The sequence below is a fragment of the Bosea sp. Tri-49 genome, assembly GCF_003952665.1.
In the GTDB taxonomy this organism is placed as follows: Bacteria; Pseudomonadota; Alphaproteobacteria; order Rhizobiales; family Beijerinckiaceae; genus Allobosea.
The window spans coordinates 2,442,895-2,455,541 of the sequence record NZ_CP017946.1 but is presented as its reverse complement, the minus strand read 5'-3'; the positions used below and the strand labels follow the sequence as shown (position 1 = coordinate 2,455,541).

Annotated in this window: 11 protein-coding genes; 7 read left to right on the top strand and 4 right to left on the bottom strand. The window is 67.0% G+C overall.

The window, feature by feature from the left end; translation table 11 throughout:
- Positions 1-9: 9 nt before the first annotated feature.
- From BLM15_RS12150 to BLM15_RS12135, 4 genes are all read right to left on the bottom strand, one after another.
- The gene (locus BLM15_RS12150; RefSeq protein WP_126112999.1) at positions 10-414 is read right to left on the bottom strand and encodes a DUF4150 domain-containing protein; all 405 of its coding nucleotides are present in this window, start codon (positions 412-414) and stop codon (positions 10-12) included.
- Positions 415-425: 11 nt separating this feature from the next.
- Positions 426-1,493, bottom strand: coding sequence for a pentapeptide repeat-containing protein (locus BLM15_RS12145; protein WP_126112998.1), 1,068 nt, complete (start codon positions 1,491-1,493; stop codon positions 426-428).
- Entirely contained in the window at positions 1,483-4,419 is a 2,937-nt protein-coding gene (locus BLM15_RS12140; RefSeq protein WP_126112997.1) for a DUF2169 domain-containing protein, read from the bottom strand. Before BLM15_RS12140 ends, BLM15_RS12145 begins: the two co-directional genes overlap by 11 nt.
- Before the next feature lie 63 nt (positions 4,420-4,482).
- On the bottom strand, positions 4,483-5,094 hold the full coding sequence (locus BLM15_RS12135; RefSeq protein WP_164547503.1) for an OmpA family protein: 612 nt from the start codon (positions 5,092-5,094) through the stop codon (positions 4,483-4,485).
- Between the two features lie 209 nt (positions 5,095-5,303).
- Between BLM15_RS12135 and BLM15_RS12130 the strand changes: the two genes are divergently transcribed.
- The 7 genes from BLM15_RS12130 to tssB all read left to right on the top strand — a co-directional run bounded on the left by BLM15_RS12130 (position 5,304) and on the right by tssB (position 12,626).
- A complete protein-coding gene (locus tag BLM15_RS12130) occupies positions 5,304-5,894 on the top strand; it encodes a c-type cytochrome (RefSeq protein ID WP_164547502.1) in 591 nt (196 codons plus the stop codon).
- 194 nt (positions 5,895-6,088) lie between these two features.
- On the top strand, positions 6,089-6,985 hold the full coding sequence (locus BLM15_RS12125; RefSeq protein WP_126112994.1) for a hypothetical protein: 897 nt from the start codon (positions 6,089-6,091) through the stop codon (positions 6,983-6,985).
- A gap of 43 nt (positions 6,986-7,028) precedes the next feature.
- Positions 7,029-8,159: a cytochrome-c peroxidase gene (locus BLM15_RS12120; RefSeq protein WP_164547501.1), complete on the top strand. Its 1,131-nt coding sequence runs from the start codon at positions 7,029-7,031 to the stop codon at positions 8,157-8,159.
- Positions 8,156-8,479: a cupredoxin domain-containing protein gene (locus BLM15_RS12115; protein WP_126112992.1), complete on the top strand. Its 324-nt coding sequence runs from the start codon at positions 8,156-8,158 to the stop codon at positions 8,477-8,479. The genes BLM15_RS12120 and BLM15_RS12115 overlap by 4 nt, the downstream gene beginning before the upstream one ends.
- 134 nt (positions 8,480-8,613) lie before the next feature.
- Positions 8,614-10,275, top strand: a complete 1,662-nt coding sequence (locus tag BLM15_RS12110; protein ID WP_164547500.1) for a SpoIIE family protein phosphatase — start codon at positions 8,614-8,616, stop codon at positions 10,273-10,275.
- 223 nt (positions 10,276-10,498) lie between these two features.
- Entirely contained in the window at positions 10,499-12,076 is a 1,578-nt protein-coding gene (gene tssA, locus BLM15_RS12105; protein WP_164547499.1) for a type VI secretion system protein TssA, read from the top strand.
- 46 nt (positions 12,077-12,122) lie between these two features.
- Complete coding sequence (gene tssB / locus BLM15_RS12100) at positions 12,123-12,626, top strand: type VI secretion system contractile sheath small subunit (RefSeq protein WP_126112989.1); 504 nt, start codon at positions 12,123-12,125, stop codon at positions 12,624-12,626.
- Positions 12,627-12,647: the final 21 nt, after the last annotated feature.

The window sequence follows — 12,647 nt, the reverse complement described above, 5'->3', positions numbered from 1 at the left end:
GCCGTTGTCTTAGGACAGGCAGATCGTGGTGACCTGGCTGGGGGCGAGCGTGATGCCGACGATGTTCGGGCTCATGCCGTTCTGCATCGTCGGGTTCAGCATCTTCGTGGCCGGCGGGCCGCCGAGGAACATCGTGACCGAGCCCATCGCGTGCTTCACCGGCCCCATGACGAAGCCCGAGGCGACGCCGAGCAGGACGCCGGGCTGGTCGCCGAGGCTGATCGGCTTCGTGGTCAGGAGATTGTGCGCCGGCATGCAGGTCAAGAAGGTGGTGAGCTGCGTCGGTATCGCCATCGGCGCGAGCGCGATGTTGGGATAGGGCACCGGTACCGGCACGACCACCGGCGTTAGGCAGACATCGGGAAAGGCAAAATCGGGGGCAGGGATCGGCCCGGAGGAGTTGACGAAGACCATCGCGTGCCTCCTCAGGTCAGGGCCGCGACGCGCACGGGATCGTAGAGATCGGCGACGGCGCGCTGTGGATCGGTCGGAAGGGTCGAACCCGTCGCATGCTGGAACAGCGTGCCTTCCGCCGAGATGGCGTGAAGATTGGTGCGATGAAAGCGCGCCGCGATGAAGGACGCGCCGTCGAGCCGAGCGTAGGGGAATTGTGCATGGTCGAGCAAAGCGCGCTCGAAGCGGGCCGCGGCGCAGTCAGCGCGTTCGAAGAGAGCGTTGCTCAGCCGCGCATCGGAGAGGTCGGCGCCAGCGAGCTTCGCCTCGCTGAAATTCGCGCTGGTGAGATCTGCTCCAACCAATTTCGCGGCCGTGAGATCGGCGCCGATCATCAGCGCCATCGGCAGCTTTGCCCCGGAGAAGTCGGCGCGCGAGAGATCGGCCTCGAGGAAGAGGCTCTGGGAGAGATCGACGCCAGCGAGATTGCTGCCGGCCAGGCGCGCTTTCATCAAATTGATGCGTGACAGCCGGACCTTGCGCAGGTCACGCTGCGATAGGTCCGCCTCCATGGCGAACATCGTATCGATGTCGGCGCCATCGAGGATGGCGGTTCGCAGATCGCCCTTGACCAGCGTCAGGCCGCGGATCGTCGCATCCGACAGATCGACGCTGGCGAGGATGCATTCGACCAGCGCGACCGTCGTCAGCTCGACCCCGGCGAAACAGGCTCGGGAGAGATCGACCCGGGCGAAACTCGTGCTGACGAGCTTCGCTCCGGTGAAATCGGCCTCGGTCGCGTCGACTTCGGCGAACTGGCAATCGCGCAGCGTCGCGCGGGCGAAGGATGAGGCGGTCAGCCTGGTGCGCGGCCATTGCACCGTGTCGAAGTCCGCGCCGCTGAAATCCGCCCGCTCGAAACGGCACTGGACGAGCTGGCATCGCTTCAGCTGTGCTTCGTGAAAACGCGCTCCGGAGAAATCGCAACCGATCAGGATCGCGCCGTCCAGCGAGACGCCGTTGAAATCCGCTTCGACGAAGGAAGCTCCCTCGGTGGGCAGGCCAAGCTCGACGCGCTCAAGTAAATCCTCACGGCGCATCGCTGGGCACCCCGAATATGGTCTTGTCGAGCAGGGCCTGCGTCAGGTCGGCGCCGACGAGTGACGCATCCGAGAGATCGCAGCCGTAGAGATTGGCCCGCAGCAGCCGAGCACCATCGAGATGGGCGCGGCGCGCCTGGGCGTTGAACAGATTGGCACCGAAGAGATCGGCACGCAGCAGGATCGTCTTGCCGAGCGAGGCCTGCTTGAGCGAGGCGAGGGCGAGATCGGCCTCGCTGAGATCGGCCTCGCCGAAATCGACCCGGTTGAAGCTTGCCCGCGCGAAGCTGGCGCGGATCAGCCGGGCGCCGCGGAAGGAGCCGTTCATGCCGACGGCGCCATCGAAGCGCGCGCCGGTGAGATCGCAGCCTGCGTGAAAGCCGCTTTGCTGCAGATGCGCTGCGGAAAAGTCGGCGCCCGGCGCCTCCAGCTTCACCGCGGAGAGCTTGAACGCCTTGAGCCTGCGGGCGTCGAGCCCGTCCGCCTGAACCTCGACCAGCGCGCAACTTTCCATGACCGCATCGGCTAGGATCGTCCGCGACATGCTCGAGCGCAGGATCGTGACCCGGTCGAGCCGGGCGCCGGCGAAGGAGACATCCGACAGGTCGGTCTCGATGAAATTCGCCTGTTCGAGCGTCGCGCCGGCGAAGTCGCATTGCGCGACCTGGCTCTTGAGCCATTGGGCCCGGCGCAGATCGGCACCGGCAAAGCGCGCGCCGCGGGCGTCGGCGGTCCCGAAATTAGCGTCCAGCAGATTGGCCCGCGAGAAATCGGCGCCGCGCAGGTCGGCGCCGGCGAAGACCGCGCCGGCGCAATTGGCGCCGATAAAGCGCGCGCCGCTGAGATTGCATTGCTCGAAGAAGGCGCCGCTCAGGTCGAGGCCGCTGAAATCCTGGCCGGAGAGGTCGGCGCCAGCCATGTCGCGGCCGGCGAGTCCTTCTCCCTTCATCGCGCTGATCGCCTGTCCGAAGCGGAGCGCCGCTTCCGGCGGCAATGGCGTGGTCGGATGGATCGGCTGGGGGGCGAGGCGGCGCATCGTCGCCATCGCTTCCCCGAGCTGCGGCTCGAGCTGGTCGAGCTGAGCGCTCGCCCGCGCGAGCTGCGCCTTCGGATCGGTCGGTTCCTTTGAAACCGGCAGGATATCGCCGGCCAGCAGCGTGCCGAGAAGATCGTCGAGCGATTGGCCGGGCGGTGCCAGATCAGGGAAGGCTCGTGTCAGCTTCTCGCCGGCAGCGTCAGCCTCCGCTGGAAGTTGGATCGCCTGTCTGCTGCCTGCTGCCGCTAGCTCCGGGAGCGGTGCATCGCGCTGCGCCGCCTGCGCGCCGGCAAGGCCGTCGCGAGCCGGGGCAAGGAGCGCTGTTCCAAGCCCGCTGTGGAAGCGCTGCAGCGCCTCGCGCAAAGCCGCTTCCGGATCGACCGTGCCCGCCGGCAGCTTGAAATCCGGCGGCAGGGCGGTCGCGGCGAGGTTGGGCTGCTCCGGCAGATCGAGTTCGGCGAGCAGGGCGTCGAGCTCGCCGAGTTCTCCCGTCTGGCGGAAGCGTTCGCCGCGATTCGCCATGGCATGGGCTTTTGCCTCCAGCTCGCGGCCGTGTTCGTCCATCTGCGCCTGGAGTTGCTGCGTGCCTTCGAACAGCGCGGCGAAATCGATCTCGCCGCTGGCGATCTCCTCCGGCGAGGGCATCCAGGCCGGCGGCGGCTCGGCGGGCGGCAGGTTCGGCATGAAGGCGGCGGGCAGGCCGGCCTTGTCGAGCGCGTCGCGCAGGACGAGCCGCTGCGCTTTTTCGGTCCGCTCGCGCTGGCGTTCGTGATGGGCCATGCGGGCAAGCCGGCGTCGCTCCAGCGCGGCGGGATCGGGAAGGGGTGAGAGCGCCGCGTCGGCAAGAACGTATTTCGGCTTCTCAGTCGGATCGCTGCGCTGCCGGAAAGCTTCGACGTAATGCTCGACGGAGCGCGGCTCGTCGGCGAGGCGTTCATAGGCGAGCATGACATGGGTCACGTCGTCGCCGTCGATGTCGGCGACGGGGCAGGCGCCGCGATAGATCAGCACGCCCTTATGGGCGGTGGGGAAAAGCCAGGCGGTGTCGAGGACGCTGGGCAGCTCGAAAAGGCCGTCGGCGCAGGCGATGAAGATGCGGGCGCGCATCCCCGGCAAGGCGCCCTCGAGCACGGGATGCTCAGCCGAGAAGCCCGTGAGCCGGAACGGCTCCTGCCCGGAGAAGTAGCCTTCGATCCTCTGGTCCGGCGTCGCGGCGCAGAACAGGCGCGGATCCGCGTCGTGGGCCAGTCCCGGGAAACCGTGCTTCAGCCAGTGATCATCATAGGTGCCGGCCAGCGCACGCCGCGATGGGTGTGCGGGATCGATCGGCCCTAGTCGGACCGGCTCCGGCATGTCGTCGGCATTGCGGATCAGCCGGTCGGCCCGTTCGATGTTCGGCAGCAGGACGATCTCGCCTGCATCGACGCGGCCGGCCGCCTCCGCTCCGCGCCCGAGCGGGTTGATCGGATGGTTCGGGCCGCCGAAGCAGCGTTCCGGAACGAGCGGCATTTCGGTGAAGGGGCGGGGCTGCTCGAAGACGGGACCGCCTGCGGTCTGGCGCCAGACGCGGTCACCGAAGACGGCGAGGCGCTTGCGAACAGCGCCGAGCGCGATGTCGAGCGTGAGCGCCGGGACTGGCTCACCGTCCGGCGCCCTGGCGAAGCCGGCGACGAGGACCTCGCCGCATGGTTTCGGCATCGCTGCGTCGAAGATCGTGCCCGCCGGCATCTGCTCCATCGCCATCGGCCAGAGCGCGGTATCGGGTTCGAAATCATTGGGTTCGAGCAGCGAGAACAGCCCGAGCGCCGAGACGACGAGCGTTGCCGAAGCGCCTCGGCGCTCGACCTTGGTCAGGATGCCGAGCTTTCGTGGTTTGATGATCGTCGGCATGCTGCTGTCTTGGTGGCTCGCAGGTGACGCTAGGGCGGGTAGACGACAGGTTGACGACGCCGTTCACGGCTCGCGGGTGATAAGGATCTCGACGCGCCGGTTGCGGGCACGGCCCTCGATGCTGGCATTGTCGGCGATCGCCTCGGAAGAGCCGCGTCCATCGACCGCAAGGCGACCGCCCTCGCGCAGAGCCGGCCGAATCAGCGCCGCGACGGCCTCGGCGCGTGCGACCGACAGCGCCTGATTGTCGCGGAAGGGGCCGCCGGCTGTGACCGCCTGATCGTCGGTATGCCCGACGATGCGCACCGGCCCGCGCTCGCCGTCGATCACGCCGGCGATGCGGCGCGCGACCGGCACGAAGCCCGGCAGGGCCGTCGCCTGGCCCGAGGCGAAGGTGATGAGATTGCCGATCCGGATTGCGACCCAGCTGCCGAACGGATCGACGGTGATCGAGCCGGCCTTGATCTCCTCGGCCAGCGCCGCCCGGATCCGGTCGATTTGGCTGGGGCGTGGCGTCGGAGCCGGAGCGGGCTGCGCCGTGACCGGCTGGGCCGGCCTGGGGGCTGGCAGCAAGAGCGGGATCAGCAAGGCGAGCGCCACGAGCACCGCGATGATCGCGGCGCTGTAGAGGCCAATCTGGACGAATTTCGATCTGACCTGCGTGCTCGTCGCCATCGTTCCCCCCATGTCGACGCGACAGATCACGATGCCGGTGACGACAGGACGATGACGGCGCCTATCATTTGGGGCGCTGCGGAAGCGGGTCAGCACTTCTTCGGAGAAGCGTATAGCTAAGTAATTAGCCGACATATTGAAACAATACTGTCAGAATTCCGATCTAGAGCTGCCGGCGTGAATTCCTGGCCGCTGACGAGAGACCGTCCGTGACGAAGGTCCTGGGCGACGAGACGCCTTTGCGCTTGAACGGAGAGGCCAAGGCCTCTCCGATCGCAGAGTCGTCCCGAACAGGTGCTGTCATCTCGTTCCTGCCGGCCGTTCTCGTCCTTGCCGGGGTCGTTTGCCTGTTCGCGGCAGGCTCGCTCCTGCTGCGGCAAGGCCTTCGCCCGACCGAGTTCCGGATCGCCCAGCCTGCGGGCCATGCCGAGCGCGAGGCGGGCTTTGGGCTGTACCGGACGCATTGCAGCGCCTGCCACGGCGCCTTTCTTGGCGGCGCTGCCGGATGGCGCAGCGATACGCCCTTGGCGCCGGCGCTGAACGAAAGCGGCCATGCGACCAATCACAGTGATGCGGACCTGTTCCTCCGCGTCGCCGCCGGGGCCCGCACGGCCGATGGCCGCGTGACCATGCCCGCCTTCCGCGGCGTCCTCTCCGACCAGGAGATCGTCTCCGTGCTGGCTTACACCATGTCCTGGTGGCCGGACGAGGAACTGCAGCGGCGCGCCGGCTCCGACTGGACCTTCCAGGCCGTGTGCACACCGGCCGGGGCGCAGGTGTCCGCGAAGGCCGGGCGTTGACGCGATCCTCCTCCCAAGCAACATGCGCCTGGAGCGTCTGGTTCCGGCAGCGTGCAGTCCGGCCCGGATGCCTCTTCGCGCCGGCACTCCTCTTCGCATCGGCGGGCGGCGCCGAAGCGCATGTCAAATGGTTCGCGCCCTATAACGTCGCCGTCCCGCCCGCTGCGCTCTGGGACGTATTCTCGGTCCCGTTCGTGATCGCCCTTTCGCTGTCGATCCTCTTGATCGCGATCGTCTTCGTAGGTGATCGAGCGATGAGCGCTGGAGGTGTCGAGGACGCCGTCGACGCGATGTTCGAACCCTTGAAGGCCGTCACGCCTGGGATCATGCGCGTCAGTCTCGGCGCCTTCCTGCTCTGTTTGTGGTTGCTCGGCGGCATCCTGCTCACCCCAGAATTAAAGACCGACAGCCAGGCGGTCGCCTGGTTCCAGCTCTTCCTGGCCTTCTGCACGATCTGGTGGCGGACGACCTTCATCGCCGGCTTCGGAATCGTCGTGCTCTACGGCCTCGCGGTCGCCCAGTACGGCGGCTTCCATCTGATGGATTATCCGCTCTTCCTCGGCATCGCTGCCTATCTGATCATCCATTCGCTGCGGTTGGTGAGGCTCCAGCCCTACGCCCTGTCGATTCTCTACGTCGCCATGGCGCAGACGCTGCTCTGGGCCTCGGTGGAGAAATGGGCCTATGCGTCGTGGACGCTGCCGCTGCTCGCCCAGCACGAGCGCATCACGCTCGGCATCAACCATCACACCTATGTCATGCTGGCAGGCTTCGTAGAGTTCGTCGCCGCCTTCCTGCTCCTGTTCGGCATGCTCAGCCAGCGCCTGGTCGCCGCAATGCTACTCGGCATCTTCATTGCCGCCGTCATCGACTTCGGCAAGGTCGATGCCGTCGGCCACTTGATGATCATTGCCTCGCTCGGCATCGCCGTGATCGAGGGAAACACGGTCGTCAATCGCGCGGTCCAAAGCGGTATCCGCTCCTACCGGATCGGCGGGCTGGAACAGGCCGCGACCTATGTCGGCGTCCTCCTGCTCTTCTTCCTGATGTATTACGGCGCGCACGGTCTGGCCTATGGCAGCCTGGCATAGCGGCAAATCAACGGGTCGAACGGTCGCCCGGCCGATGGCCGGCATGGCGGAGCCGTCGCCGCGCCTGCGTGGCTGGCGGCTGCTCGCCGGTGTCGCGATGGCGCTGCTCGCCGGCTGCTCGACCATCGAGCCGCTGCTCGAGAATCCGGCGAGTCTCGATAGAGATGACGCGACCCTCACCTCCGAGCAGGCCGAACAGAAGGCCAGGGCGGCCGCTCGCCCGATCGACACTGCCAGCCTGCGCTCCAGTTATCGCCGGCCGGCCGAGTTGCCTGCAGGGGCGCACGCGTCGGCACCCGTCATCGCGCTCGGCAAGAAGCTCTTCGACAGCACCGAGCTCTCGGGCAATCGCCGCATCGCCTGTGTCAGCTGCCATCTGCCGAATGCCGCCTGGGCCGACCGCAAGGCGAAGCCGATCGCCGATAATGGCCGGCCGATGGCGCGGCGCTCGCAGACGCTCTACGACATGGCCTGGGCCAGCGTCTTCCTCTGGGACGGCCGGCAGGATTCGCTCGCCGGCATGGTGAGCGGCCCGATCGCGTCGCCCGACATCATGGGCCTGTCGCTCGATGCGATGGTGCAGCGCCTGGCTTTCTCACCGGAGTTCTCGGCCGACTTCCAGCGTGTCTATCCTGACGTCGGGCCGACCCCCGAGACGGTCGCCGACGCGCTGGCGGGTTATATGAACACCTTGCGCTCGCCGGCGACCCGCTTCGATCGCTGGGTCAAAGGCGATGACCGGGCGCTGACGCCGGCGGAACTGCGCGGTTTCAAATTGTTCAACGGCAAGGCCAATTGCGTCGCTTGCCATTCCGGCTGGCGCTTCACCGACGAGGGTTTCCGCGATATCGGCCTGAAGGACACCAGCGATCGCGGGCGGGGCCGGATCAAGCCGCAGATCGAAAGCCTCGCCTTCGCCTTTAAGACGCCGACATTGCGCGGTGTCGCCGAGCGCGCGCCCTACATGCATGACGGCTCGATCGGCACGCTCGAGGCCATCATCGAACATTACGACCGCGGCGGCACGCGCCGCCCGAGCCTGTCGCCCGATATGTTCCCGCTCGGGCTCAGCGCGCAGGAGAAGAGCGATCTCGTCGCCTTCATGCGCTCGCTGTCGGGTCCTGCAACGCCCGCCGCCCAGACCAATTCCGACCCGGAGGTCAGTCCCCAATGAAGCGCTTTCCCGCAATCCTCCTGGCAGTTGTGTGTGCTGGAGCCATACCGTCATTCGCTGGAGCAACCGAGTTCCGGGTCACGCAGAAGGGTCAGCAGTTCAACCCGCGCACGCTGGCGATCAAGGCCGGCGATGAGGTCGTCTTCGTCAACGACGACAGCGGCACCCACAATGTCTTCTCCGAGAGCGCCACGAACAGCTTCGATCTCAAGGCGCAGCGCCCGGGCGCCAGCACCCGGGTCGCCTTTCCGAAGGCCGGCAAGGTCGACGTTCGCTGCGCCATTCATCCTTCGATGCGGATGACGATCGACGTCGAGTAGCCCGGCCGCCTGTCGCGGCTGGCGCGCAACTGTCACATGCACATGCTCCGATGCGTCGTCAGGACCGGATGCCGAGGCGGCGATGCGCCACCTTTCCGTGTCCCGGCCAGCGGCACGAGGCCCGAGCGTTGAAAATGACCGTCAAACGCAAACTGTACGGGCTCGCCGCACTCGGCATCCTGATCGCGGCGATCGTCGCCGCCGCGGCGGTCTATGGCGTCGCGGCCATGTCGAGCGCCAGCCATTCGATCTTCAACAATGCGCTGCTCGTCAACAAGAACGTCTCGACGCTGGTCGTGCTGTTCGAGCAGAGCCGGACATTCGTTCGCGGCGTCAACGCGAATACCAGCAAGGACGAGATCGCCGGGGCCGATGCGGCCTTCAATGTCATCGACCAGAAGCTCGCGGACACCAGCATCGACGTGTTCCGTTCGATCACCAATGAGGGGGTCCGCGAGGCGGTCACCGCCTTCATCGCCGCGCTCGACCAGTCGCGCCGGGTCGCGACCGAGATCTTCGAATCCTGGAAGGCCGGCGACGCGGAGAAGGCCGCGCGGCTCTACGAGGAGGATGGCCGCAACGAAGCGGCGATGCGCGAGGCGTTGTCGACGCTGACCGCCTTCCTCGACCGGCTCGCCGATCAGGAGCTGAACGCGCTGGAAGAGACGCAGCGCACGACCACGCTCGTCGCCATCGCGGTGGCGGCGGCGGTCCCGTTCCTGATCGTCATCGCCTTCCTGGTGGCGCGCCAGATCGCGACGCCGATCGCGGCGCTGACCTTCGCCGCGCGCGATGTCGAGCGCCGCAAGTTCGAGCCGAGCTCGATCGAGGCCGTCGCCGCCCAGCGCAACGAGCTCGGCTCGCTCGCGCGCGTCTTCCAGAAGATGGCGGTCGACGTGCAGCGGCGCGAGGAAGAGCTCGAAGGCCTCGTGCACGAGCGCACGCGCGATCTCGAAACCAAGAACGAACTGCTCGAAAAACAGCACAAGCGGATGGAGACCGAACTCGACATCGCCCGCTCGCTGCAGGGCGCCATGCTGCCGCAGCGCATGCCGAAGCATCCGAGCTATTCCGGCCGGGCGATCATGCGGCCGGCGCGCGAGCTCGGTGGCGACTTCTACGATTTCTTCGTGATCGGCGAGGATGAGATCGGCCTCGTGATCGCTGACGTCTCCGGCAAGGGCGTGCCGGCGGCCTTCTTCATGGCGATCTCGCGCACGGTGCTGCAGGCGAGCGCCCGCGAGCGCCGTTCGGCCGGCGAGTGTCTCGCCGAGACCAACTCGATCCTGTGCGAGCAGAACCCGCTCGATATGTTCGTCACGGTCTTTTACGGCATCCTCAACCTGCGGACAGGCGAACTGAGCTACGCCAATGGCGGGCACAATCCGCCGATCGTCGTGCGCGAGAGCGGCGAGGTCGCCGAACTGCCTGTTACCGGCGGCATCGCCATGGGCATCATGCCCGGCCTGTCCTACGAGCAGGGCAGCCTAGTGCTGGAGAAGGACGACACGCTCTTTCTCTACACCGACGGAATCTCCGAGGCGATGGATACGCAGGGGCGTGAATTCACCGTCGACCGCCTGGTCGCGTCGCTGAGCGAGAGCCATCGCCAGTCGCTCGACATCGTGGTCTCGAACGTCACCGATGCCGTGAGCCGCTTCGTCGGCGATGCCCCGCAGCATGACGACATCACCTATCTGGTCGTCCGCTATAAAGGCTCGCCGGAGCTGATCGAACTCGAAACCATCAAACGGGCGGAAGACGTTGGTGGCGGGTGGGCGATGAAAGCCGTCTAATACTGAGCCAGCTTCGTATTCGTCCACCTCCACAAGCTGATGTGGTCCGATTGTTCAGTTGCGAGCGCGATAGTCGCTCGGTCACATCAAAGTCATCGAAGCTTCAATAACGGGCGTCATCAACGTCAGTGGGGCCAAATACACAATGGTCGCGCTGCGAGCGTCGATGTCCGAGTCCAGTTCCACCTTTTTCGATCCGCGTATCGCGAGCGGTGCATCGCCCGTGTCCGAGACGGCGCCTGCCGGCTCGGAGCCGCGCAGCTCGATCGAATTCGAGGAGCTGGAGGCCGAGGTCCGCAAGCTCGAGACCGATGGCCCGCTCGCGGTGAACTGGCGCGAGGTCGCAAGGCTGTCGACAGTCGTGCTGGAGACCCGTGGCAAGGATCTCCTGGTCGGCGCTTGGCTGGCGCATGCGCTCTGCCGCGAGGAGCGCTTTCAAGGCCTCGCCGTCGGGCTCGGTGTCCTGCGCGAGATGATCGCTAGCCATTGGGACAAGATGCAGCCGCCGGCCGCGCGTGAACGGGCTCGTGTCGGCGCGCTCGAATGGTTGGTCGGCCGCACTGCCCCGCTTTGCGAGGGCGAGGCCTCCGAAGGTGACTGGCCGGCGGTGCTCTACGCCTATGACGCACTGACCGAGATCGATACGCTCGCCGGCGAGAAGCTGCGCAAGGAGCAGATCGCGCTCGGCGATCTGGTACGCGCGCTGAGGCCGCATCGCGACACCGCTCGCCGTGCCCTGGCGGAGGCGGAGCAGAAGCGCAAGGAGATCGAGACCGAAGCTGCGGCGCGGGCCGAGCAGGAGGCGCAGGCCGCGACGCGCGCTGCCGAGGCGCCTGCGCCGGTGTCCGTTCCGGCCGCAACGCAGGCTCCCGTGTCAGCCGCAGCTCCCACGCCGGCTCCGCCATCGGCACTCGACCTCTCGACGATCGATGCCTTGCCCGAGACGCTGCGCAGCCTTTCTGCCGAGCTGATTGGCAACAGTACCGCCGATGCGCGCGCCCATCTGCTGTCGCGCGTCGCGTCCTGGTGGCGGATCCGGCAACTGCCGCCGAACGAGGGCGGCCGCACCGGCGCGATGCCGCCGGTCGAGGAGGCCGCCGCCATCCAGGCGCAGCGTCAGGCGGGCCAGAACCAGGAAGCACTCAAGGCGCTGAACGAGTTGGTCTGGACGGCCCCGTTCTGGTTCGAAGGGCACCGCCTTACCGCCGAGGTCCTGAAGTCCATGGGGCCGGATCATGCCGATGCCGGCGCTGCCGTCGGCGGGGCGATGAACATGCTGTTCCGCCGTTTTCCCGAGCTGATGAATTTCAGCTTCGGCGACGGCAGGCCCTTCGTCGATCCCCCGACCCGGGACTGGATCGAGGAGAACGGCGGCAGCGGTGGCGCTGCTTCAGGCGGCGCCGATGGGCTCGACCGGGCGCTAGGCGAGGCGAGGGCGCTGATTGGGGCCGGCAAGGCGCCAGAAGCGATCGACCTGCTGGCGTCGCTGACCCGTGGCGAGATCGGTGGGCGCAACCGCGTGCTGCGCCAGATCGCCCAGGCCCGCTTTTGCCTTGATGTCGGCCTGATCACCGCGGCCCTGCCGCTGCTCGACCATCTCGAGAGCTTGCTCAAGGCGCACGACCTTGAGAACTGGGAGCCGCAGCTCGCCGCTCAGGTGGCGGAGCTGCGCTTCCGGGCGCTCACCCATGCCGATGCCGCCCGGCTCGTCGCCGAGGATCGTCGTCGCATCAGCCTGGACGAGACGCGCCAGCGCCTCGTTCGGCTCGACCTTGCAACCGCCGCGCGCCTGTTCCGGTGACCGGCTCCACCTGAAGACCAAGTTTCAACACGCTGGGGAGATCGTCATGTCGAAGGAAGTCTCGGTCGCTCCAAAGGAGCGCGTCAACATCAAGTTCAAGCCCAGCACGGGCAATGTGAAGGAAGAGGTCGAGCTGCCGCTCAAGCTGCTGATGGTCGGCGACTTCACGGGCCGGGCCGACGACCGCCCGGTCGAGGAGCGCTCGCTGGCCGACATCAACAAGGACAATTTCGACGACGTGCTGAAAGGCCACGAGCTCAAACTCGACGTCGCGGTCGCCAACAAGCTCGACGATGCCGCCGATGCGCCGGACGTCCGCGCCTCGCTCTCCTTCACCAAGCTCAAGGATTTCGAGCCGGATGCGGTGGCGCGGCAGGTGCCCGAGCTGCGCAAGCTGATGGAGCTGCGCGAGGCGCTGGTCGCGATGAAGGGCCCGCTCGGCAACGTCCCGGCCTTCCGCAAGGCGATCCAGAGCGTGCTCGAGGACGATGCGGCCCGCGAGAAGCTGCTGCGCGAGCTGACCGGCTCGACCGACGGCAAGACCCCCTGATCAAATCAGCACGACAGGACC